General features: G+C 71.5%; 16 protein-coding genes. 7 read left to right on the top strand and 9 right to left on the bottom strand.

Annotated elements, in window-relative coordinates:
* Positions 1-96: 96 nt before the first annotated feature.
* From FFS15_RS05980 to FFS15_RS05970, 3 genes are all read right to left on the bottom strand, one after another.
* On the bottom strand, positions 97-1608 hold the full coding sequence (locus FFS15_RS05980) for a DivIVA domain-containing protein (protein ID WP_137844094.1): 1512 nt from the start codon (positions 1606-1608) through the stop codon (positions 97-99).
* Between the two features lie 225 nt (positions 1609-1833).
* Positions 1834-3747, bottom strand: a complete 1914-nt coding sequence (locus FFS15_RS05975; protein WP_137844093.1) for a M3 family metallopeptidase — start codon at positions 3745-3747, stop codon at positions 1834-1836.
* A gap of 47 nt (positions 3748-3794) precedes the next feature.
* On the bottom strand, positions 3795-4463 hold the full coding sequence (locus tag FFS15_RS05970; RefSeq protein WP_137844092.1) for an NUDIX hydrolase family protein: 669 nt from the start codon (positions 4461-4463) through the stop codon (positions 3795-3797).
* Between the two features lie 116 nt (positions 4464-4579).
* Here FFS15_RS05970 and FFS15_RS05965 point away from each other — a divergent pair, with 116 nt between their 5' ends.
* Positions 4580-5008: a CHRD domain-containing protein gene (locus tag FFS15_RS05965; protein WP_137844091.1), complete on the top strand. Its 429-nt coding sequence runs from the start codon at positions 4580-4582 to the stop codon at positions 5006-5008.
* Here the strand turns inward: FFS15_RS05965 and FFS15_RS05960 are convergent.
* The 5 genes from FFS15_RS05960 to FFS15_RS05940 are packed head-to-tail and all read right to left on the bottom strand — an operon-like array spanning position 5001 to position 11769.
* Positions 5001-6596 (bottom strand): ABC transporter ATP-binding protein, encoded by a 1596-nt coding sequence (locus FFS15_RS05960; RefSeq protein WP_137844090.1) that lies wholly within the window; start codon positions 6594-6596, stop codon positions 5001-5003. The two genes, FFS15_RS05965 and FFS15_RS05960, sit on opposite strands and share 8 nt — an antisense overlap.
* A complete protein-coding gene (locus tag FFS15_RS05955) occupies positions 6593-7456 on the bottom strand; it encodes an ABC transporter permease (protein WP_249353775.1) in 864 nt (287 codons plus the stop codon). Before FFS15_RS05955 ends, FFS15_RS05960 begins: the two co-directional genes overlap by 4 nt.
* A complete protein-coding gene (locus FFS15_RS05950) occupies positions 7453-8409 on the bottom strand; it encodes an ABC transporter permease (RefSeq protein WP_137844089.1) in 957 nt (318 codons plus the stop codon). Before FFS15_RS05950 ends, FFS15_RS05955 begins: the two co-directional genes overlap by 4 nt.
* Before the next feature lie 37 nt (positions 8410-8446).
* On the bottom strand, positions 8447-10093 hold the full coding sequence (locus FFS15_RS05945; RefSeq protein ID WP_137844088.1) for an ABC transporter substrate-binding protein: 1647 nt from the start codon (positions 10091-10093) through the stop codon (positions 8447-8449).
* Entirely contained in the window at positions 10090-11769 is a 1680-nt protein-coding gene (locus FFS15_RS05940; RefSeq protein WP_137844087.1) for an amidohydrolase, read from the bottom strand. Before FFS15_RS05940 ends, FFS15_RS05945 begins: the two co-directional genes overlap by 4 nt.
* 150 nt (positions 11770-11919) lie before the next feature.
* Between FFS15_RS05940 and FFS15_RS05935 the strand changes: the two genes are divergently transcribed.
* The 3 genes from FFS15_RS05935 (at position 11920) to FFS15_RS05925 (ending at position 15255) form a co-directional block, all read left to right on the top strand.
* Positions 11920-12603: a TetR/AcrR family transcriptional regulator gene (locus tag FFS15_RS05935; RefSeq protein WP_137844086.1), complete on the top strand. Its 684-nt coding sequence runs from the start codon at positions 11920-11922 to the stop codon at positions 12601-12603.
* A 41-nt stretch (positions 12604-12644) separates the two neighbouring features.
* Positions 12645-13310 (top strand): alpha/beta hydrolase-fold protein, encoded by a 666-nt coding sequence (locus FFS15_RS05930; RefSeq protein WP_137844085.1) that lies wholly within the window; start codon positions 12645-12647, stop codon positions 13308-13310.
* A 253-nt stretch (positions 13311-13563) separates the two neighbouring features.
* Positions 13564-15255: an ATP-binding cassette domain-containing protein gene (locus tag FFS15_RS05925; RefSeq protein WP_137844084.1), complete on the top strand. Its 1692-nt coding sequence runs from the start codon at positions 13564-13566 to the stop codon at positions 15253-15255.
* 9 nt (positions 15256-15264) lie between these two features.
* Here FFS15_RS05925 and FFS15_RS05920 read toward each other — a convergent pair whose 3' ends face one another.
* Positions 15265-15750, bottom strand: coding sequence for a hypothetical protein (locus tag FFS15_RS05920; RefSeq protein ID WP_137844083.1), 486 nt, complete (start codon positions 15748-15750; stop codon positions 15265-15267).
* 183 nt (positions 15751-15933) lie between these two features.
* Here FFS15_RS05920 and FFS15_RS05915 point away from each other — a divergent pair, with 183 nt between their 5' ends.
* From FFS15_RS05915 to FFS15_RS05905, 3 genes are all read left to right on the top strand, one after another.
* The gene (locus FFS15_RS05915) at positions 15934-20688 is read left to right on the top strand and encodes a DEAD/DEAH box helicase (RefSeq protein WP_137844082.1); all 4755 of its coding nucleotides are present in this window, start codon (positions 15934-15936) and stop codon (positions 20686-20688) included.
* Positions 20681-21469 (top strand): DNA-formamidopyrimidine glycosylase family protein, encoded by a 789-nt coding sequence (locus FFS15_RS05910; protein ID WP_137844081.1) that lies wholly within the window; start codon positions 20681-20683, stop codon positions 21467-21469. Before FFS15_RS05915 ends, FFS15_RS05910 begins: the two co-directional genes overlap by 8 nt.
* Positions 21470-21736: 267 nt before the next feature.
* Positions 21737-22918, top strand: coding sequence for an ABC transporter ATP-binding protein (locus FFS15_RS05905; RefSeq protein WP_349290453.1), 1182 nt, complete (start codon positions 21737-21739; stop codon positions 22916-22918).
* Positions 22919-22926 lie beyond the last annotated feature (8 nt).

The raw sequence follows: 22926 nt of genomic DNA, 5'->3' as shown, positions 1-22926 counted from the left end.
GGTCTCCTCAGCAGGAGAAGTGCGGCTCTACAGGAGGCTTCCGCGCGGGAAGCTCCTGTCGAACCGCACTTCTCCTGCGCCGGTAGCGAGCGCGAGTCAGGACTCGGCGCGCTCCAGGTCTTCGCCCGCGGCGTCGCCCGAGCTCTGCTCGACGAGTTCCGCCAGCTCGGCATCCACGTCGGCGACCTCGACGGCGACCTCGACCGGCCCCGCTTCCTCGATGCTCTCGACGTCGGCTGGTGCTTCGCCCTCGAGCGCGTCACCGGCGGGCGCCGCGTCTTCGGGCGCGAACGGCACGTCGGGGCGGATGAGCTCCTTGACCTCGGCCATGAAGCTCGTCAGCTGGTGCTGCTGCCAGCGCAGCTGACGCGTGCGGTCCTCGGCATCCCGCAGCACCGCCTGCGAGTGCGTCGTGACCATGTCGATGATCTTCTGGGCCTTCACGCGCGCCTGATCGAGCTGCTCGCGCACCCGGACCTGGGCCTGCGCCTCGATCTGCGCCGCCTGCGCGCGCATGAGCCGCTCGAAGTCGTCGGCCTTCGCGGCGACCCGCTGCGAGTGCTCAAGGGAGGCTGCGACCTGCTCGTTGGCGTCCTGCGTGATGCGCTCGGCGTGGGCGACGGCCTGGTTGTGCAGCACCAGGAACTCCTGCTGCGCGTCGTCCTGACGACGGGTCAGCGACTCCTCGAACTCGAGCGCGCGCACGCGCAGCTCGCGCACTGCGTCTTCGGCCTCGGTGCGCATCTCGGCCGTCTCGCGCGCGACCAGTGAGCGCAGCGCCGCGGCGCCCTTCTCGGCCTCTGAGCGGATCGCGGCCGCCTCGCGCTCGGCCTGCGACACCTTCTCGGTGGCGTGGGCGCTCTCGCGCTCGATGCGGGTCTCGTGCGCGGTCAGCTCGGTCTCGATGCGCAGGCGCGCCTGAGCGGCGTCGTGGTGCGCGTGGGCGACGATGCCCTCGGCCTCGGCCCGCGCGTCCTTGCGGCGGTTCTCGATCTCTTCGCGCGCCGCCTCGAGCAGTCGGTCTCCCTGCACGGTGGCGTTGCGCAGCAGCACGCTCGCCTGCTCCTCGGCGACCCGCAGCACCTCTTCGAACTGGTGGCGGTTGGGCGTCTCACCCTCGGTGCCGACGAGCTCCTCGGTGAGCGCGTCGACGCGCAGCTCTGCGTGCTCGGCCCGCGCGCGCGTGGCGGCGAGCTCGGCTTCGAGCCGCTCGACCTCGTCGCGGCTCTGAGCGACGGCGTCGCCGACGGTCGCCTCGGTCTGCTCGGCGGCTTCGAGCTGCGCCTTCAGCCGCTGCACGGCCTCACGGCGCTGCGCGGTCGCGGTGGCGAGCTCCTCTTCGAGACGCGCCGCCTTCTCGCGACTCTGCTCTGCCGCCGCGACGGCACGTCGCTGGTCCTGCTTCAGGATCGCCACCTGCTCGGTCGCGGCGCGCACGCGGGCGTTGACGCCGACCATCGCGGCGTCGACCTCGTCCTTGTCGTACCCGCGGAACGCGGTTGTGAACGCCGCTCCGGTCGAGGTGACCACGGCATCGCCGAGGAGGCGGTCGAAGGGCGTCGGGTCGCCGGCGGAATCGCCGCGGGCGGGAGCTGCGTGATCAGACATGGCGTCTTCGCTTTCTGGGGTCTTTCGTGTCGGCGCGCTCTCTCGCGCGCGCGGGCGCGCGCTCAGGTGCCTGTCACACCGACGGCGGGTTATCGGCGGTGTGGAACAGCAGGACGAGCGTCACCCTCGACGACATCGGGGGGATGCTGCGCAGGTGTCTGCGCTTCGGGTACAGCGAAGGATACCCGTCCGACCTGGGTGCTCAGAACCCGTGTTCCACAGGCATCACGCGCCCGCGAGCCACTCCCGATACGCGTCGAACGCGTAGGGCCGCCCGAGGAAGGCCTCGACCAGTTCGGTCGCGTCCTTCGAGCCGCCCCGCTCGAGGACTTCGGTGCGGTAGCGGCGTGCCGCCGCGGCATCCATGAGGCCCTCGGAGAAGCCGGTGAGCAGGTCGCGCGCGATCACGAGACTCCACTGGTACGTGTAGTAGCACGCGCCGTAGCCGGTGAGGTGCCCGAACCCGGCGTAGGGGTGAAGGCCCGGCAGCGGCTGCACGGGACTCGACCCCGCATAGAGCGACTCGGTCACCGCCTGGAGTTCTTCCGGGCGGTCCACGTGCAGGTGGTAGGACACATTCGCGTGGCCGAGTTGACGGCGCACCTCGAGCGCACGGCCGAAGGCGTCGGCGGTGCGCATCTTCGCGACGAGGTCGGCCGGAATCGGCTCACCGTCGGCGTTCGCGGTGAACGATGCGAGCACGCCGGCATCCCACGCCCACTCCTCGAGGAGCTGACTCGGCGCCTCGACGAAGTCCCACTCGGTCTCGACGCCGCTGAAGCGCGCGAAGCGCTGGTCGCCGCCCAAGATGTCGTGGACGAGGTGTCCGAACTCGTGGAAGAAGGTCACGACCTCGTCGTGCTCGAGGAGCCCGCGCGAGAAGTTGCACAGCAGCGCCGCCTCGGGGAGGATCCGCCCGGAGATTCCCGGGGCGAGCGGGAAGCACGCGGCGTGGTTGAACTTGCCGTCGCGGGGGTGGAGGTCGAGATGGATGCGGCCGATGCGCTCGCCGCCGCGGACGACGTCGAACGAGCGGACGTCCGCGTGCCACGCAGACGCGTCCAGCGCGACGTACTCGACGTCGAGCAGCCGGCCGGTGACCTCGAGCACGCCGTCGACGACGCGATCGAACGGGAAGTACGAGCGCACGAGCTGCGCGTCGACGTCGTACTGCTCGCGCTTGATCGCGCCGAGCACGTGCCAGAAGTCGGCGATCGTCACCGTCGCCGCGTCGGGCACGTCACGTCGCAGGCGCTCGAGCAGCACGGGGTACTCCGCGGCGGCCGCCTCGGCCGAGGCCTCGTCGAGCCGGGCGAGAAATGCCGGGATCGCGGCGCCGGCGCCGATCATGCGCGTTTCGGTCTCGTAGTCGGCCCAATCCGTGTAGCCGAGAAGTCGCGCGCGCTCCTCGCGCACCGCCAGCAGCTCCGCGAGAACGTCCTCGTTCTCGGGCCAAGCGAGGTCGTTGTACGCGTTCAGCAGCGCGATGCGCGTCGCCCGATCGGTGGCGTATTCCCGAACCGGCATGAGGTCGGTGTACTCGGTGGTGAGGGTGACGAGGCCGTGCTCGTCGGCCGGGTGCGCGTCGAGGAAGTCCTGTGGGAGCCCCGCGAGCCCCGAAACCGGCACCGTGACCTCGCGCCTGCCGTCGCGGATGTTGCGCGAGAAGGTCAGCGACAGCTCGGTGTCGCGATCGGTGAGGGCGCTCACACGCGCCCGCCCGTCGTCGTCGAGCTGCACGCCGCCGCGACGGAAGTCGCGGCGGAGGTGCTCGAGCAGGCGCACCTCGTCGTCGTCGAGGCCGTCGGCGTCGGCATCCGCGAACACCGCCCACAGCTCGCGGTCGAGCAGTCGCGCCGCGGCGAGCGACTCGAGCGCCTGCACCTGCCCCTCGGCGATCTCGCGCACCGTTGCCTCGGGGTGCGCCTCGCTCACGACGTACGCCTCGCTGAGCGCTTCGCGCACGGCGATCTCGGAGTCGTTCCAGAGATCCAGGCGCGCGGCCGTCGACAGGCCCGGCTCGGACTTCAGCCGCGCGTCGATCTCGTGCACGCGGGCGATGCGCTCGGCGGGTCGGTCGGTCGCGAATCTCGTCCAGCCGTCGAGGTCGGCGGGAAAGGCCAGGGGTGCGATGCTCACCCGACGAGCCTATGCCGCGGCATCCGTCGACGGGAGTGCGACTTGTCTCAGCGCAACGCGCCCACGCTCGCCAGCGCGAGGCGGATGAGGGTTCCCCGCCCGCCTTCCATCTCGTCCGACAGGGCATCGGATGCCGCCTCCGCCGGTGCCATCCAGGTGACCTCCAGCGCATCCTGTCGCGGTTCGCACGTGCCGGTGACCGGTACGACGAACGCGAGCGACACCGCGTGCTGACGGTCGTCGTGGAACGCGCTCATCCCCGGCATCGGGAAGTACTCCGCGACCGTGAAGGGCACCGGCTGCGGCGGCAGGAGTGGGAAGGCCATCGGCCCCAGATCGTTCTCGAGATGTCGGAAGAGCGCATCGCGCACCGTCTCGCCGTAGCGCACCCGGCCCGAAACGATCGTGCGCGTCATCTCGCCCATCGGGGTCGCACGCAGCAGGATCCCCACCTGCGTGACCGTGCCCATGCCGTCGGTGCGCACCGGAATCGCCTCGACGTAGATGATCGGCAGGCGACGGCGGGCCTCGGCGAGCTCGATGTCGGTGAGCCAGCCGGGGTTGGCAGAGCTCTCCGGCGCCGGGGAGCCGAACGAGCCGTCGCCGACCTGGCGGCTCGACGATCCATACGACGCTCCCACGCCCCGCAGCGGATCGCGGGGCGTTCCGTCGTCGTCGCGCTCGTTGGGATCAGGGTCTGGCGTGCGCACCGGCATGTGTCCTGTATACCGCGCTCGCGGCCGCCAGGCACCTTGTCGGGTCGATCGGGGCGGCGTAGCGTGCGATCCATAGGCAGGATCACGCAGGAACACGAGGAAGTGAGGAAATGATCATGCGCAGGGCCACTCGCGGCGCGATCGCCATGGCTGCGATCACGCTGCTGGCTTTCGGAGGGGGCGCTGCCGCATCGGCGGCACCGGCCATCCCCGTCAACAACGGACAGGAGACCACAGGCGCCGAGGGCGGCGCACACGGGTTCTTCTCGTACCGCATCGCCGGGAATCAGTTCTGCTACACGCTCGAGGTCGAAGGCCTCACCGCCCCTACGGTGGCGGCACACGTCCACGTCGCGCCGCGCAAGGTGGCCGGCCCCGTGGTCGTCCCGATCGTCGTCCCGAACGAGACGACATTCGAGACCAGCGGCTGCACGACGGCCGATCCGGCGCTTCTCGCCGCGATCGCGGAGAATCCGCGCGGGTACTACATCAATGTCCACACGCCGACGTACCCCGGCGGAGAGGTGCGCGGACAGCTCAAGTGACGGGTGCCGGCACCGAGGCGATCAGTCGCCGCGTGTACGGATGAGAGGGTGCGACGAGGATCTCGGCGGTGGCACCGCACTCGACGATCTCACCGTGGCGCATCACGACGGTCTGGTCGCAGACCTGTCTCACCACGGCGAGGTCGTGGCTGATGAACAGCAGCGTGAGCCCGCGCTCGCGCCGCACCTCGGCGACCACGTCGAGCACCTGGGCCTGCACCGAAACGTCCAGCGCACTGGTCGCCTCGTCCATCACGAGCAGGTCGGGCGCCACGGCGAGAGCCCGCGCGATCGCCACGCGCTGGCGCTGCCCGCCGGACAGCGTGCGCGGACGCGCTCCGGCGTGGCGCTCGTCGAGGCCGACCGATTCGAGGAGTCCGCGGACGCGTGCGCGGGCATCGGTCGTCGTCAGCGAGGTGTGGAGTCGCAAGGCGTCTTCGATCGCGCGTCCCGCGGTGATGCGGGGGTCGAGCGACAGGTACGGGTCCTGGAACACCATCTGCACACTGCGGGCGTGAGCGAGGCGCGCGGCGCGCGAGGTCGGCCGCGTGGTGCGCTCGTGGCCGCCGATGCGGATGTCGCCCGCGTCGGGCTGCTCGAGGCCGACGATCATGCGCGCGAGGGTGGACTTGCCCGACCCGGATTCGCCGACGACGGCGAGCGCCGCGCCCGGTGCGACCTCGATCGACACGTCGCGGAGAGCGGCGACGGGCGGCTTGCCGCGGCGGTGATAGGTCTGGGAGAGGTGCCGAACGACGAGCTGCGGCTCGCGGTCATGGGCAGGATCCGATACCGCGGGCAACGGCGGCGCTTCGCCGGAGAGCGTCGGGGTCGTCGCGACGAGCCGCCGGGTGTACTCGGCCTTGGGCTGCCGGAACACCGTGGTCGCGTCGCCTTGCTCGACGACGACACCGGCACGCATCACCACGACGCGGTCGCATAGGGATGCCGCGAGATTGAGGTCGTGCGTGATGAACAGCATCCCCATTCCCCGTGCAGCGCGAAGCTCGCCGAGCAGGGCGATGATGTCGGCCTGGGTCGTCACGTCGAGCGCCGTCGTCGGCTCGTCGCAGACCAGCAGCCGCGGGTCGCTCGTGAGCGCGCCGGCGATCATCACGCGCTGGAGCATGCCGCCCGAGAACTCGTGGGGGTACTGGCGCAGGTGCTCCTCGGGGCGCGGGAGGCCCACGGCCTCGAGCAGTTCCAGCGCCCGCACCCGTGCCCGCGCCGCGGACCATCCCTCGCACAGCCGCAGCGACTCGGTCATGTGGTCGCCGATCGTTCGCATCGGGTTGATCCCGGCACGAGGATCCTGGAACACCATCGCGGCGCGATGCCGGCGGAGGTCCTGCAGCTCCCGCGCCGATGCCCCGATCACCTCACGCCCCTCGACGCGCACAGAGCCGTCCGTGCGTGCGCGATCGGGCAGGAGGCCGAGCACCGCTCGGGCCGTCAGAGACTTTCCCGACCCCGACTCGCCGACGAGCCCCACGGTCTCGCCGGACGCCACCGACAGCGAGATCCCGCGGAGCAGCGCGGTGTCGTCGGGCAGGCGGATGCCGAGGCCCTCGATCTCGAGCAGGGTCATGACACTCTTCCTCCCACGCGGCGGGAGAACTCCTCGCCCACGATGTTGACGGCGACGACGACGAGCACGACAGCCGTGGCCGGTGCCAGCGCGGGCAGGAAGTAGCCGCCCACGAGCCCCGGCTGCGACTCGTTGATCATCGATCCCCAGTCGGGCGTCGGCGGCTGCACTCCGAGTCCGAGGAACGACAGCGCCGCGAGCTCGGCGAGGACGTAGCCGAAGTTCAGGGTGGACTGCGCTCCGACCACCGGCGTGACGTTCGGCAGCACGCGCCGGAGTGAGATCCAGGGCGCTGAGAAGCCCTGGACGCGGTACGCCGAGACGTAAGGGCGACCCTTCTCCGAAACGACGAGCGTCCGTGTGAGTCGCGCCACGAACGGGATGTAGGCGATCGTCATCGCGATCACGGGCGCCACGAGGCCTTTCCCGAACAGCGCGACCGCCATGATCGCGATGAGCAGCGACGGGAAGGCGAACACGACGTCGAAGACGCGTGCGAGGGCGGCGTCGAGCCAACCGCCGCGCCAACCGGCGACGAGACCGAGCAGCGCGCCGAGCGCCGTCGAGAGCACGACGACCAGCAGCGGGCCGAGGAGCGCGGTTCTGGCACCGAAGACGAGGCGGCTCAGGATGTCGCGCCCCAGCGCGTCGGTTCCCAGCCAATGCGCCGCACTCGGGCCTGCGTGCACGGCTGCGAAGTCGACCGCGTCGGGGTCGTACGGAGCGAGGAACGGCGCGAACACGGCTGCCAGCGTGAACGCGGCAAGGACTCCCACGGCGATCCACAGCACGGCGTCTGCTCGCGCGGCCCGCGGAGCGCGGAGCACGGTCATCGTCAGGGTCGGAGACGCGGCGGTCATCGCGCACCCCCTCCCGCGGCCGTCCGCGGATCGATCCACGGCTCCAGCACATCGACGACGGCGTTCACGAGCACGAAGGCCGTGACGATGAGCAGCACGATCGCCTGCACGACGGGGAAGTCGAGCCGGTCGACGGACTGCACGAGCAGCGACCCGATGCCGGCGATCCCGAAAGCCGCCTCGACGATCGAGCTCGCCACCAGGAGCCCCGCGACCAGCAGGCCGCTCACGGTCAGGATCGGCCACAGCGCGTTGCGGAACGCGTGCCGTCGCACGACGGTGCCGCGGCGAATGCCCCGGCTGATCGCGACCTCGACATGCTCGCGGTCGAGCTGCTCGACCATCGACGACCGCGTGACCTTGCCGACGAGCACCGTGAAGACGATCGCCAGGGCGGTCGCCGGCAGCACGAGATGGTGGATCCGATCGAAGAATCCGTCACCCGCGCCGAAGGTGGGGAACCACCCGAGCTGGACCGCGAACACGGTGATCAAGACGATCGAGCCCACGAACGAGGGGATCGCCCCGAGGATCGTGAGTCCGATGAGCACCGCGCGGTCGAGGGCGCGTCCCTGATTCATCGCTGCGACTGCGCCCGCCGCGATGCCGACGACGGCGATCATCGTGCCCGCCATCACGACGAGCATCAGCGTGACCGGCAGGCGCTCGCCGATGACCGTCGTCACGTCCTGCCGGAACTGCAGCGAACGTCCGAAGTCGCCCTGGAGGACGCCCGCGACCCAGTTCAGGTACTGCTGCCACGGGGGCAGATCGAGCCCGTACTGCGCGGTGACCTCGGCGACGGCCTCCGCGCTGGGGGTCCGCCCGCGCAGCAGGAACTGCACGGGGTCGCCCGGCACCAGGAAGCGCGAGAAGAAGACCAGGAGCGACGCGAGGAAGAGGGTGAGCAGGAGCCCGCCCAGCTTCCCCGCGACGCGGCGTGCTGCGATCATGACCGGCCGTTCGTGTGGCGCGAAGCGACGACCGGCGCTACCGCGCGCCGATGGTCGCCGCCCACGGGTAGTAGAGGAAGGCGATCGAGGGCGCGACGCCGGTGATCCGCTCGCCGACGAAGACCGACATGGGCGCGGTGTAGATCGGCAGCCACGGCAGCTGCTCGTTCGCGATCCGCTGCGCCTCAGCCGTCGCCGCGGCGCGCTGTGCGGCATCCGCCATGCCGTTGGCCGCCGTGACGATCTCGTCGAACTCCGGGTCGCTCCAGCCCCCGTAGTTGCTGAACTCCCCCGTGCGCAGCACGCTGTACATCTCGAGCGGGTCGGGGCTGGACAGGTACCAGTTCGTATAGAAGAGGTCGATGCCCTCGCGCGCGCTGGGGTCGGAGAACAGCGCCGTGTACGCGCCCGGGGTGACGGTCTCGATCGTCGCGGTGAGCCCGATGGACTCCGCCGCGGCGGCGGTCGCCTGAGCGATGATGGTCACGTCCGGCCCGAGCGGCGCGGTGGCGATCACGATCTCGCCCCCGGCCGCACCCGCCTCGTCTATGAGCGCCTTCGCCGCCTCGAGATCGAACGGGTACTCCTCGATGTCCTCGAACGCGGCCGCACGCGCCGCGTCGTCCGCGGCGCCCCACACCGACTCGGTGGTCAGCACGTCGCTCACCGCGCCGACGCCTTCGGCTGCAGCATCCACGATCCCCTGGCGATCCAGCGCCATGAGCAGCGCCTGGCGGACCCGCAGGTCACCCAGCGGGCCGTCGAGGCTGCTGACGACAAGGCTCGACACGGCCGACGTGAGGCCGAAGTGCAGCTCGCCCGGCGACTCCTGCAGCTGCCGGTACGAGGCGGGCGGGATCATCCACGATCCGTCCACATCACCCGATTTCAGGGCGTTGACGCGCGCGTTCGCATCGGTCATGAAGACGAACTCCACCGCACCGGCGCGGGCGGTGAGCTCGGGATCCCAGTAGCCGTCGAACCGCGTGAGCGTGATGGACTCGCCGGACTTCCAGTCGGCGAACTCGAACGGACCGGTGCAGTTGACGCCGCCCGTGGAGTTGCCGTAGTCGGCGCCGGTCGCGGCGAGCGTCGCCGCGGACTCGACCACGCCGGCAGCGCCGCCCATCGCGAGCGAGAACTGCACGTCGGGGACGGCCGTGGTGACGGTGACCTCGCGGTCGCCCGTCTGCTCGATCGAGACGACGTTCTGATACACGGAGTACCAGAACGAGCCCACGGCCGGGTCGAGGTGACGGCTGAGCGACGCGACGACGTCGGCCGCGGTGAGCGGCGTTCCGTCGTGGAACGCAACGCCCTCGCGAATCGTGAAGACCGAGGTCGTCGGCGTCGGTGTCTCCCACGACTCGGCGAGCCCGGGGCTCAGTGTGTAGTCGGGGTTCAGCCGCAGAAGCGACTCGCAGACGTTCGCGAGCACCTGGTTGTCGGCGTAGTCGAACGCATACGCGTAGTCGAGCGAGTACGGCTCGGCGTACGAGGCCCAGGTGAACGAGTCGATGTCGCCGGACGGCGCGGTGGTCTGCTCGGTCAGCTCCCACTCGATAGGGCCGGCGGCCGGCTCGGCGGGCGCACATGCGCTGACGGCGAGAGCGGATGCCGCGAGCCCGGCGATGATGGCGAGCGAGCGCCTCGCGGGGGGCCGGAGAGCGGTGGGGCGATTCATGCGAAGTCCCTTTCCATGGCGGCGCTGCGGTCGTAGACGAGCCGGCCCTCGATCCAGGTGGATTCGACGGCGGCGAGGTGGATGTCCGCCGGGGGCACGGAGAAGGGGTCGGGCGCGAGCACGACGAGGTTCGCGAGGTGGCCCTCCCGGATGTGGCCGGTGTCGTGATCACGGTGGTTCACGTAGGCGGACCCCGCGGTGTAGGCGGTCATCGCTGTGACGAGGTCGAGGCGCTGATGCGCGCCGCCGAGCGGCTCGTGCGCGCTGCCCGGATACGTGCGGTTCACGGCGATGTGGATCGCGGCGATCGGGTCGGCGCTGGAGACGGGCCAATCGCTCCCCGCAGCGAGGCGGACGCCGGCACGGGCGAGATCGCCGAACGGATACTGGCGCGCTTCGGCGCCGTCGCGGAGGAACGGCAGGGTCAGCTCGTCGAGCTGAGCCTCATGCGTCGCCCACAGCGCCTGCATGTTCGCGACGGCGTCGGCGGTGACGAAGCGTGGCACCTCGGTCTCATCGATCACCTGCAGATGCGCGAGGTGGTGGCGCCCGTCGCTCGGACCGTTCGCGGCACGCGCCGCTTCCACGGCATCGAGAGCCTCGCGGACGGCCCGGTCGCCGAGGGCGTGGAAGTGCACCTGCATGCCGGCCGCGTCAAGGGCGGTGACTGCCGCGCTGACGAGCGCGGGATCGATGAACGACAGCCCGCAGTTGTGGGTCGCGTGACCCTCGGCGTCTTTGTACGGGGTGAGCATCGCCGCCGTCTGGTTCTCGGCGACGCCGTCGACCATGATCTTGGTCGAGCCGAGCGAGAGTCGCGTCGCCGGCACGAGGGCGTCCATCGCGTCACGGCGGGCGACCATGTGCTCGACCTGCTCGAGCCCGCCGTCGCGCTCCCACCACTGCGCGCCGGTGACGTGCACCTCGAGGCTCCCCTCACGGATCGCGCGGAGGTAGGCGTCGAGCGGATCGGCGATGATCGAGATCGCGCCGACCGCGGCATCCTGCCAGCCCGTGATGCCCAGTGCGATGAGCCGCTCCTGCGCCGCGAGAAGGCCTCGATAGGCGAGCTCGCCGTCGTGCGGCGGCCGGACTCCGGCGAACAGGTCGCCGGCGCCCTCGTGGAACGTGCCCGCCGGCATCCCGTCGGCTTCGCGTTCGATACGCCCGTCCACGGGGTCGGGCGTCGCGGCATCCAGACCCGCGAGGCGGATCGCCGCGGTGTTGGCCCACGTGCTGTGATGGTCGCGGCTGAGCAGCATCACGGGCCGGTCGGGAACGACCGCGTCCAGCAGCCCGCGCACGGGTGACCCACCGGGGAAGTGGTCCATCGACCAGCCGCCGCCGAGGATCCACGGTTCGTCGGGATTCGCCTCGGCATAGCGGAGGACGCGCTCGACCGCGTCGGCAGCATCCTCCGCCTCGCTCAGGTCGCACTGCAGCAGCTCCATGCCACCGCCGACGGGGTGGATGTGGGCGTCCTGGAATCCCGGCGATAGGAGCGCCCCGTCGAGGTCGACGACACGCGTCTCGGGGCCGACCAGTTCGCCCTGCGACGTGTCGGGCACGACAGCGGCGATGCGCGCGCCGATGACCGCGACGCTCACCCCCGTGAGGGGTTCGCCGGTGCCGGTGAACACCCGTCCGCCGGTGAAGAGTATGTCCGCAACGGCCATCGCCGCCTCGCTTCCTCGCTGAGAGCACTGGGTTGGATGTCGGTGACACTACGTCGCCGACAACACCCTTGTCAACAGTGTTGACAGAAGTGTTTCCTGTTGGGCTACAGTGGAGCCGAGTCAGCCGGGGAACCGGCCGGGGAGGCGACGATGGCTGAAGACAGCAGGCGGGGTGCATCGGCAGCCCGGAAGCCGCGACTGGATCGGCAGACGATCGTCGCGGGTGCCCTCGAACTCGCCGGGTCACCCGGGGTCGCCGCCGTCTCGTTCCGCGAGCTCGGAGCGCACCTCGGAGTCGACCCAACGGCGATGTACCGGCACTTCCTCAGCAAGGACGAGCTGAACGCCGCGCTCCTCGAAGAGGTGACTCTGCGGGCACTCGAGCACGTCACGGCACCGCTCGAGGACTGGCGCGCTCGCCTGCGCCAACTCGCACAGGGCACGCTGGCGGAGTTCGAGCACTACCCCGCGATCGGTGTCGAGGCGATGGGAATGACGACGCACGGAACCGCCGAGCGCCGCGCGATCGAGCTCATGCTCGACGCGTTCTCACGCGCGGGGTTGCGCGGAGACGATCTCGTCCGCCACTACGCCCTGCTCGCGCTTCACACCCTGGCGGGCGGTGCGAACCTGGCCCGCGCCATCATCGAGCGCCGAACCGGGCTCGGCGAGGCCGACACGTGGCTCGACCGTCCGATCCTCGCCGACCCGCGCGAGTTCCCGCTGATCGCCGGGCACACCGCAGAACTCGCGGCCCTGCACGACCGCGAGCTGTTCGCTGCCGGCATCGAACTCGTCATCGAGTCCGCGGAGCGCACGGCCGCAGGGCACTGACGCCGCTGTTCCCCGTCGGCCGCCCACGGCAGGATGGACGCGTGAGCACATCAGCGCCCCTCGACCCCGACGCCGTGCAGTGGTCCGCCCCCGCGGGCGGGCGAGAGAGTCGTCCGCTCCTCGTGCTGCTCCACGGCTACGGGGCCGACGAGCGCGATCTGTTCGGGCTCGTGCCGTATCTGCCGCCCGGGTTCGCCGTCGCCGCCGTGCGCGCACCGCTCGCCCCGCCCTTCCCCGCGCCGGGATACTCGTGGTACCCGATCGAAGGCCTCGACAACCGCGATCCTGCACACGTCACGGCAGCAGCGTCGCGCTTCATCGTGTGGACGGATGCCGCAGCATCCGCTCACCCGTCGATCGGGCTTCTGGGCTTCTCGCAGGGCGCCGCGGTCGCACTGCAGGCGATGCGCCTCGACCCCGCGCGATTCTCGTTCGCCGTGAACCTCTCGGGCTACGTCACACCGGGTGATCTGCCCGGTGACGCGGCGCTCGCCGAGCTGCGGCCGCCGGTCTTCTGGGGTCGTGGGACGAACGACGATGTGATCCCGGGTTTTCTCGTCGAGCACACCACGGAGTGGCTGCCCGGCCATGTCGAGCTGAGCGGCCGCGTGTATCCGGGGCTGTCCCACAGCGTCTCGGAGGCCGAGCTCGCCGACGTGCGGGTCTTCCTCGAGAAGCGGCTCGAGGGGCCTGCCGCACCGGATTGATCGGGCGGCATCCAGGTGCATGCGCTATCGTGGCACCGGCCTTGTCCCCTCTGTGAGGAACTCCGTTGAAGCTGATCGTCGCGACCGCGCTGTAATCGCGCTGCTCCGTCGACCCTCGACGCCGGCAGCGCTTCTGAATTCGCGCTGACCGTCGATCCTGCCGCTTCCTCCTCGGCTTCTGCCTGCGCGTGCGCGGGCGTCGAGTGAATCCGCGGCATCCGCTTCAGCGCCTGACCGACACCTCGGAGGCCTCATGTCCGCCCATACCCTCACCCCGTCCGTCGTCCTCGATCGCGTCTCGTTCGCATGGCCGGACGGAACGTCCGCTCTCACCTCGATCACCGGCGCCGTCGGCGCTGGTCGCACCGGCCTCGTCGGGCGCAACGGCTCGGGCAAGTCCACGCTGCTGCGACTGATCGCCCGAGAGCTCGAGCCGGGTTCCGGCCGGATCACGACCTCAGCCGATGTCGCGTACCTGCCGCAGCGCCTCACGCTCGACGTCGACCGACCTGTCGCCGAGCTCCTCGGAGTTTCCGGGGCGCTCAGTGCGCTGCGGGCCATCGAGGCGGGCGACGTCGACCCGCGCCACTTCGACGCAGTCGGCTCTGATTGGGACGTCGAAGCCCGCTCGCACGCGGCGCTGGCCGAGGCCGGCCTCGCACCCGACATGCTCGACCGACGCGTCGGCGAGCTGTCGGGCGGGGAGGCCGTGCTCACCGCCGTCGCCGGCATCCGCCTGCGTGCGGCATCCGTCACGCTCCTCGACGAGCCGACCAACAACCTCGACCGCGACGCGCGCGCGAGGCTCGCCGACATGGTGCGAGGGTGGCGCGGTGCGCTCATCGTCGTCAGCCACGACGTGTCGCTGCTCGATCTGATGGACGACACCGCCGAGCTGTACGGCAGCGAGCTGTCGGTCTTCGGCGGGCCGTACTCGGCCTGGCGTGAACGGCTGGATGCCGAACAGGAGACCGCGCGGCAGGCCGAGAAGACCGCGGCGCAGGCCGTGCGGCGCGAGAAGCGCCAGCGCATCGAGGCGGAGCACACCATCGCGCACCGCCAGGCGATGGGGCGGAAGGCCCAGGTCGAGAAGCGGGTGCCGCCCATCGTCGCCGGCAATCTGCAGCGCGCCGCGCAGGTGTCTGCAGGCAAGCTCCGCGGCGAGAAGGCCGACCGCGAGGCCTCGGCGCGCGCAGCGCTCGATGAGGCCGGGCGTCGGGTGCGCGACGACGACACGATCCGCATCGACCTGCCCGACCCGGGCGTTCCGGCCGGGCGACGCATCGCCACGATCGGCGACGGTTCGCGGTCGTGGGTGATCCGGGGGCCCGAACGTGTGGCCCTCGTGGGTGCGAACGGCGTCGGCAAGACGACGCTGCTGGAGCAGCTGGTGGGGGTGGGGCGTCCCAGGTCAGCGGCTCACCCTGTTCATAACTCCGGATGGTTGGTCGAGGCGGCGGATGCTGACCCCGGAATTCCGGGGAAGTCGGTCGAGCCCTCGCCGCAGAACCGGAATTGTGAACGCCACACCGACCGCATCGGCTACCTCCCCCAGCGGGTGGACGGGCTCGATGAGCACGCGTCGGTGCTCGAGAACGTGCAGGCGGCGGCATCCGCTGTGCCCGTCCCCGAGCTGCGCAACCGCCTCGCGCGCTTCCTCATCCGCGGCGCCGCGGTGGATCGGCCGGTCTCGACACTGTCGGGCGGCGAGAGGTTCCGGGTCGCGCTCGCGCGGCTGCTGCTCGCCGACCCGCCGCCGCAGCTGATCGTGCTCGACGAGCCGACGAACAACCTCGACCTCGACACCGTCGACCAGCTCGTCGACGCACTCGCGGCCTACCGTGGCGCGGTGCTCGTCGTCAGCCACGACGACGTCTTCCTCAGCCGACTCGGCATCGACACGACGCTCGAGCTCGGCCGAGACGGAGGCATCACCGAACGCTGACCGGTCGGTTCAGGGCTTGTCCGGCTTGTTGCGCCCCGGCGCCTCGGCGCTCTTGCCCGGAGCGGTCTCGGTCGTGGACTCGTCCGCGGGCGGGTCCACGGGCTCAGTGGGTGGTGGCGCCGGGGCCGGATCGGCGGGGGTCGGCGCGGCCGCGTCGTCGGCGTCGGCCACCGGCGCTTCGCTCGGCTCGGTCGGCGTGGCGGTCAGCGTAGAGGGGGATGGAGTCGGCCTCGAGGTCGGATGCTGCGACTGCGACGGCGCGGGCACCGCGACCCGCTCGGCGATCGTGGCCGGTGGGAGCGACGCTGTGAGAGGTGAGATCCCGACCAGTCCCGCGACCGCCAGCATGATCGAGGCGCCCGCCACGGCGCCGGCCGCGAGCGCGACGGTACGGGAGGGCCGTGCCCGATCGGGCGCGGCGGGCGGCGCAACTGCGTCGGCCGCTATGCTCCTCGCGGCCGCGCGCGTCAGAGGGACAGGCGCGGTGGGATCCATCGCACTCCTCGGGGAATCGCACCCCGGTCCCACACGGGTCAGCAGGCTGGGCGCCCGCCGAGTCTATGTCGGCATCCGTCGGCGCACTCCCCCGTCAGCGCGAATCTCAGAATTCCCTAACCTCTGCATACCCCGCTCCGCCGAAGCCACCGCGATGTCCCCGCCACAGACCAAGATGGAGGGATGAGCGGCGTGCTCGAGCGGTTCGGTCCTGCCACGCAGGACTGGTTCCGCAGCGCCTTCGCGAAGCCGACCGATGCGCAGGTCGGCGCGTGGGAGGCGATCTCGCACGGCAAGCACGCCCTCGTGGTGGCACCCACCGGCTCGGGCAAGACGCTGTCGGCGTTCCTGTGGGCCATCGACCGCGTGTTCCGCGAGCCCTTCGACGCGTCGACCTCGCCCGGCACGCGCACCCGCATCCTCTACATCTCGCCGCTGAAGGCCCTCGGCGTCGACGTCGAGCGCAACCTCCGCTCGCCGCTCGTCGGCATCGGGCAGTCAGCGCGCCGCCTCGGCATCGCCGTTCCCGAGGTCACCGTCGGCGTGCGCTCGGGCGACACGACCTCGAGCGACCGGCGCAAGCTCGTCACGGCCCCGCCCGACATCCTCATCACGACCCCCGAGTCGCTGTATCTCATGCTCACGAGCCGGGCCGGCGAGACGCTCAAGGGCGTGCACACCGTCATCGTCGACGAGGTGCACGCGGTCGCCGCTACCAAGCGCGGTGCGCACCTGGCGGTGAGCCTCGAGCGCCTCGACGCCACCCTCGACAAGCCCGCGCAGCGCATCGGGCTGTCGGCGACGGTGCGCCCCATCGACGAGGTCGCCCGCTTCCTCGGCGGGTCGGCGCCCGTCGAGATCGTGGCGCCGCGGGCGACGAAGGCGTTCGACATGAAGGTCGTCGTGCCGATCGGCGACATGCTGAACCCGCCACCGCCTCCCGGCTCCGACATGGGCAGGGGGATGGATGCCGCGCCCGACGCCCCCGACGAGGACTGGTTCGCCGACACCACCGCCGGGGCCGGCCGCCCGCGCGCGAGCAGCGGCGAGTCCGAGATCACGGGTTCGGTGTGGCCGCACGTCGAGGAGGCGATCGTCGACCGCATCCTGCAGCACCGCTCCACGATCGTGTTCGTCAACTCGCGCCGTCTGGGCGAGCGGCTCACCGGCCGCCTCAACGAGATCTACTCGGAGCGGCTCGGGCTCGCCCTGCCGTCCCCCGCGATCCCGGCGGCGACGATGGCACAGGCCGGGGCGACCGCCGGAGCCGACCCCGTGCTCGCGAAGGCCCACCACGGCTCGGTGTCGAAGGAGCAGCGGGCGCAGGTCGAGGAAGAGCTGAAGTCCGGCATCCTGCGGTGCGTCGTCGCGACCAGCAGCCTCGAGCTCGGCATCGACATGGGCGCGGTCGATCTCGTGATCCAGGTCGAGGCGCCGCCGAGCGCGGCGAGCGGTCTGCAGCGCATCGGCCGCGCGGGCCACCAGGTCGGCGAAGTCAGCCGCGCCGCGCTCTTCCCGAAGCACCGCGGCGACGTCCTGCACACGGCGATCGTCACCGAGCGGATGCTGGCCGGGCAGATCGAGGCGATCTCGATCCCGCAGAACCCGCTCGACATCCTGGCGCAGCAGACGGTCGCGGCATCCGCCCTCGGCCCGGTCGACGTCGAGGGATGGTACGAAACCCTCAAGCGCAGTGCGCCGTTCCGCTCGCTCCCCCGCTCGGCCTACGAGGCCACGCTCGACCTGCTCGCCGGGCGCTTCCCGTCCGACGAGTTCGCAGAGCTCCGTCCCCGCCTCATCTGGGATCGTGATCAGGGCACGCTCACCGGCCGGCCGGGCTCGCAGCGCATCGCCGTGACCAGCGGCGGGACGATCCCCGACCGGGGGCTCTTCGGCGTCTTCATCGCGGGAGAGTCGGCCAACGCCCGTGTCGGCGAGCTCGACGAGGAGATGGTCTACGAGTCGCGCGTCAATGACGTCTTCACGCTCGGCACGACCAGTTGGCGCATCGTCGAGATCACCCACGACCGGGTGAATGTGCTGCCGGCGTTCGGGCAGCCCGGCAAGGTGCCGTTCTGGCACGGTGACGGCATCGGTCGCCCGGCCGAGCTCGGCGAGGCGCTCGGCAAGTTCTCGCGCGAGGTCGCTGCCGCGAAGCCCGACAAGGCCGAGGAGCGCCTGCGCGCCGCCGGCCTCGACGACAACGCGCAGGACAACCTCCTCGCCTATCTCGCCGAGCAGCGCGAAGCCACCGGCACGCTTCCCACCGACCGTCAGCTCACCGTCGAACGCGGGCGCGACGAGGTCGGCGACTGGCGAGTGATCCTGCATTCCCCGTACGGCATGAAGGTGCACGCCCCGTGGGCCCTGGCCGTGAACGCGCGCATCCGCGAGCGCCTGGGCGTCGAAGGATCGGCCGTCGCGAGTGACGACGGCATCATCGCCCGGGTTCCGGATGCCGAGGCCGAGCCGCCCGGCGCAGAGCTCTTCGTCTTCGACCCCGACGAGCTGGAGCAGATCGTCACCGACGAGGTCGGCGGCTCGGCCCTGTTCGCCTCGCGCTTCCGCGAGTGCGCGGCGCGTGCGCTGCTGCTCCCCCGCCGCGACCCCGGAAGGCGCACGCCGCTGTGGCAGCAGCGGCAGCGGTCGGCACAGCTGCTCGAGGTCGCCCGACGCTACCCGACGTTCCCGATCATCCTCGAGACCCTCCGCGAGGTGCTGCAGGACGTCTACGACGTTCCCGCACTGCTGCGGCTGGCACGCAGCATCGGCGATCGCAGCATCCGGCTCATCGAGACCGAGCCTGCGCAGCCGTCGCCCTTCGCCCGCGACCTGCTGTTCGGCTACGTCGGCGCGTTCATGTACGAGGGCGATTCGCCCCTGGCCGAGCGCCGCGCGGCGGCGCTCTCGGTCGATCCGGCGCTGCTGTCGGAGCTCCTCGGCAAGGTCGAGATGCGCGAGCTCCTCGACCCCGACGTCATCGCGCAGTTCGAGCGCGAGGCGCAGCGCCTCGACCCCGAACGCCGCGCACGTGGCATCGAGGGCGTCGCCGACCTGCTGCGCATCCTCGGCCCCCTCGACGCCGCCGAGGTCGCCGTGCGCCTCGACCCCGGGTCGCTTCTCGGGCCGCCGAGCCACCCCGGCCCCGATCGCGATCCCGGGTCGCTGAGCGAGCGCAGCGAGACGAAGCGCACCCCCACCGACTCCGCCGCCGCCCTCCTCGACGCGCTCATCGCGTCGCGTCGCGCGATCCCCGTCACGATCGCCGGCACACCTCGCGTCGCCGCGATCGAAGACGCCGGGCGCCTGCGCGATGCGCTCGGCGTGGCGCTGCCCGTCGGCATCCCGACCGCCTTCCTCGAGCCCCTCGCCGACCCGCTCGGCGATCTCGTGGCGAGGTTCGCGCGCACGCACGGTCCTTTCGCGACGGATGCCGTCGCCGAGCGACTCGGCATCGGCATCGCCGTCGCGCGCCACACCCTGCAGCGGCTCGAGTCGCAGGGGCGGGTCACGAGCGGGTTCTTCCTGCCCGAGTCATCCCAGCGCGGCGACGACTCCGAGTGGTGCGACACCGAGGTGCTCCGGCGGCTGCGCATGCGGTCGCTCGCGGCGATCCGCGGCAGCGTCGAGCCCGTGCCGCAGGATGCGTTCGCGCGCTTCCTGCCGGCGTGGCAGCACATCACACGGCCGCTCGAGGGCATCGACGGCGTGCTCGCCGTCGTCGAGCAGCTCGCGGGTGTGCCGATCCCGGCGAGTGCGTGGGAGTCGCTCGTGCTTCCCTCCCGCGTGCGCGACTACGCCCCGGCGATGCTCGACGAGCTGACGGCCGCGGGCGAGGTGCTCTGGACCGGTCACGGCAGCCTGCCGGGACGTGACGGCTGGATCGCGCTGCACCCGGCCGATGCAGCCGCGCTGTCGCTCGCAATCCCCGACGAGGCCGAAGCTCCCGCCGCCGGTTCGCTCGACGCACAGCTGGTCGCGGCGCTCGGTGCGGGCGGCGGGTACTTCGCGGCACAGCTGCGCGGACTCACCGGCGCCGACAGCGAGCAGGCGGTCATCGAGGCGCTCTGGCGGCTGACGTGGGCAGGCCGCGTCACCAACGACACGTTCGCCCCCGTCCGCACGCTCGTCGGCGGCGGTTCGCAGGCGCATCGCGTGGCCCGCAAGACTCCGCGAGCGCGGATGTACCGCGGTGCCGCCGTGCGCGCCGTCGCGTCGTCCGTACCGCCGCGCCCGTCCGCGATCGGCGGGCGCTGGGCGCTCGTGCCCGCGCCCGAGACCGATCCCTCGGTGCGCGCGGCCGCCGCGGCGGGCCTCCTCCTCGACCGCTACGGCGTCGTCACGCGCGGATCCGTGCAGACCGAGGGCCTGCCGGGGGGCTTCGCCCTGGCCTATCGCGTGCTCGCCGGTTTCGAAGAGGCCGGGCACTGCCGACGTGGGTACGTGATCGAGAAGCTCGGCGCGGCGCAGTTCGCGGCATCCGCCACCGTCGACCGACTCCGCGAGTACGCCGCCCTCGCCGACCCGCCGCCGCTGCGGGCGGTGACCCTCGCCGCGACCGACCCCGCCAATCCGTACGGCGCGGCGCTCGCGTGGCCCGCGCTCGAAGGCGTCGGGCATCGCCCCGGTCGCAAGGCCGGCGGACTCGTGGTCCTCGTCGACGGGGCGCTCGTGCTCTATCTCGAGCGCGGCGGCAAATCGGCGCTCGCCTTCACCGGCGAAGAAGATGTCATCGCGAAGGCCGCGCACGACCTGGCTGCCACGGCCCGCGCGCGCAGGCTCGACACCATCACGATCGAGCAGGTCAACGGCGCGTTCGTCTACGGCACGGGCGTCGGGCGCGCGCTCCGGGATGCCGGGTTCGTCGAGTCGCCGCGCGGCTTGACGCTGCGTCGACAGTCGACGACAGAGGCCGCCCGCGAGGGATCGCGTGCCTGAGGGCGACACCGTCTTCCGCACCGCTCGGCGCCTGAACGACGCGCTCGCCGGCACCGAGGTCACCCGCTTCGAGCTGCGCGTGCCGCAGGCTGCCACCGTCGACCTCCGCGGCAAGCGCGTCGTCGCGGTCGTCGCCCGCGGCAAGCACCTGCTGCACCGCATCGGCGAGTACACGCTGCACTCGCACCTCAAGATGGAGGGCGAGTGGGCGGTGCACCGGCGGGGCGAGCGCTGGCGCCGGCCGGCGTTCCAGGCGCGGGCCGTGATCGGTGCGACCGCCGCCGACGGCACCGCGTGGGAGGCGGTCGGCTTCGACCTCGCCGAGATCAGCGTGGTCCCCACGCGCGACGAGGATCAGCTCGTCGGCTATCTCGGGCCCGATCCGCTCTCCGACGACTGGGATCCGGTCGAGGCTGCGCGGCGCCTCGGCGCCGACACGCGCCCGGTCCACATCGCGATCCAGGATCAGCGCAGCATCGCCGCGTTCGGAAACGAGTACGCCAATGAGATCCTCTTCGTCCGCGGCATCCTTCCCACGACGCCCGCGAACGAGACGGATGCCGCCGCCCTCGTGGATCTCGGCGCGCGCATGATCCGCGCCAACCGCGATCGCCGCGACCGCACGTTCACGGGCGACGCGCGCCCCGGCCGCACGACCTGGGTCTACCGACGTGAGGGGAAGCCGTGCCGCCGCTGCGGAACCCTCATCCGCGGCGGCCGCCTCGGTGCCGACGTGACGCGGGAGCGGATCGTGTTCTGGTGCCCGAAGTGCCAGACCTGACGCGCCACCGCGAGGGCCACGACGGACGATCTGTCGGCCGCGCCGCGCGGACTGCGCCCGATCGAGCGTGAGCGCCCCGAAACCCCGCGGTTTCCTGACCGTTACACAAACCCGGACGATCTGTCGGGCGCCGGGTTCCGAGGCCGCGAATCGTCCGGTTCAGCGTTCGCCGCATTGCCAGTCGGGGACTCCCCGATATTGAATACCCCAACACATTCCACCGTCCGCGCACCGGCGCGCGGAACCCGAACGGGAGGACGCCACAAGGTGACCACGGCCATCGACGCGGAGATGACTCCGGCGACGACCCCTGACCATGGCGACAGCCGCGGGGCGGTGGTGCTCGAGGGAATCACGAAGCACTACGGCGACCAGCTCGCCGTCGACGACCTGTCGCTGACGATCGAGCCGGGTGAGTTCATCTCGCTGCTCGGTCCGTCCGGCTGCGGCAAGACGACCACGCTCCGCATGATCGCCGGCTTCGAGAACCCCGACGGCGGTGACATCCGCATCTCGGGCCGCTCGGTGCGAGGCGTGCCGCCCTATCGCCGCGACGTGAACACGGTGTTCCAGGCGTACGCGCTGTTCCCGCATCTGTCGGTGGCAGAGAACGTCGCCTACGGCCTGCAGCAGCGCCGGACGCCCAAGTCCGAGGTGCGCGATCGCGTGGCCGAGGCCCTCGACCTCGTGCAGATGCGTCGCTTCGGCGACCGCCGCCCGACACAGCTCTCGGGTGGCCAGCAGCAGCGCATCGCGCTCGCCCGCGCACTCGTCAACCGCCCAGCCGTGCTCCTCCTCGACGAGCCGCTCGGCGCGCTCGACCGCCAGCTGCGCGAAGAGATGCAGCTCGAGCTGAAGCTGCTGCAGTCGCGCCTGGGCATCACCTTCGTCTTCGTCACGCACGATCAGGGCGAGGCTCTGTCGATGAGCGACCGCATCGCGATCATGCGGTCCGGCCGTATCGAGCAGCTCGCCGACGCCGACACCGTGTACGCGCGGCCGGCCTCGGCGTACGTCGCGGCGTTCGTCGGACAGCAGAACTTCTTCCGCGGTCAGGTCGTCGAAGGCGGCGCCGCCGTCTCGTCGCCGCACGCTCTCGTCCGCGGCACCGAGCCGGTCCTCGCCGGAGTCCCGCACGGCGAGGCGGCCGTCCGCCCCGAGTACATCTCGCTCGAGAAGGATGCCGGGGCAGGCGAAGCCGGCTCGACGTCGCCGGTCAACTCCGCCCGCGGCGAGCTGATCGGCCTGTCGCACCTCGGCGACACGATGCAGTACCTCGTGCGCCTGGGCGACGACCAGAGCGTCATCGTGCGCCGCCCGACCCCCGACGCACCCACCCTGCGCGTCGGAGACCCGGTCGTGTGCACGTGGGCCGCCCACCACGTACTGCTCTTCCCGAGCGACGCGGCAGCCGAAGAGGGCGGCTACATCGCCCCGCCGACCGCCTGACCGGCAGC

The sequence above is a fragment of the Microbacterium sp. 2FI genome (genome assembly GCF_005502885.1).
Lineage (GTDB): Bacteria > Actinomycetota > Actinomycetes > Actinomycetales > Microbacteriaceae > Microbacterium.
Note: the sequence above shows the minus strand (reverse complement) of the source record. Positions and strands in the feature narration are given on the sequence as shown.

What these genes read in the sequence shown, in the direction of transcription:
- FFS15_RS05980 (WP_137844094.1), bottom strand. Translation starts at nt 1,608, where the DNA reads ATGTCTGATCACGCAGCTCCCGCCCGCGGCGATTCCGCCGGCGACCCG.
- FFS15_RS05945 (WP_137844088.1), bottom strand. Translation starts at nt 10,093, where the DNA reads ATGAATCGCCCCACCGCTCTCCGGCCCCCCGCGAGGCGCTCGCTCGCC.
- FFS15_RS05920 (WP_137844083.1), bottom strand. Translation starts at nt 15,750, where the DNA reads ATGGATCCCACCGCGCCTGTCCCTCTGACGCGCGCGGCCGCGAGGAGC.
- FFS15_RS05950 (WP_137844089.1), bottom strand. Translation starts at nt 8,409, where the DNA reads ATGATCGCAGCACGCCGCGTCGCGGGGAAGCTGGGCGGGCTCCTGCTC.
- FFS15_RS05940 (WP_137844087.1), bottom strand. Translation starts at nt 11,769, where the DNA reads ATGGCCGTTGCGGACATACTCTTCACCGGCGGACGGGTGTTCACCGGC.
- FFS15_RS05925 (WP_137844084.1), top strand. Translation starts at nt 13,564, where the DNA reads ATGTCCGCCCATACCCTCACCCCGTCCGTCGTCCTCGATCGCGTCTCG.
- FFS15_RS05935 (WP_137844086.1), top strand. Translation starts at nt 11,920, where the DNA reads ATGGCTGAAGACAGCAGGCGGGGTGCATCGGCAGCCCGGAAGCCGCGA.
- FFS15_RS05960 (WP_137844090.1), bottom strand. Translation starts at nt 6,596, where the DNA reads ATGACCCTGCTCGAGATCGAGGGCCTCGGCATCCGCCTGCCCGACGAC.
- FFS15_RS05970 (WP_137844092.1), bottom strand. Translation starts at nt 4,463, where the DNA reads ATGCCGGTGCGCACGCCAGACCCTGATCCCAACGAGCGCGACGACGAC.
- FFS15_RS05915 (WP_137844082.1), top strand. Translation starts at nt 15,934, where the DNA reads ATGAGCGGCGTGCTCGAGCGGTTCGGTCCTGCCACGCAGGACTGGTTC.
- FFS15_RS05955 (WP_249353775.1), bottom strand. Translation starts at nt 7,456, where the DNA reads ATGACCGCCGCGTCTCCGACCCTGACGATGACCGTGCTCCGCGCTCCG.
- FFS15_RS05965 (WP_137844091.1), top strand. Translation starts at nt 4,580, where the DNA reads ATGCGCAGGGCCACTCGCGGCGCGATCGCCATGGCTGCGATCACGCTG.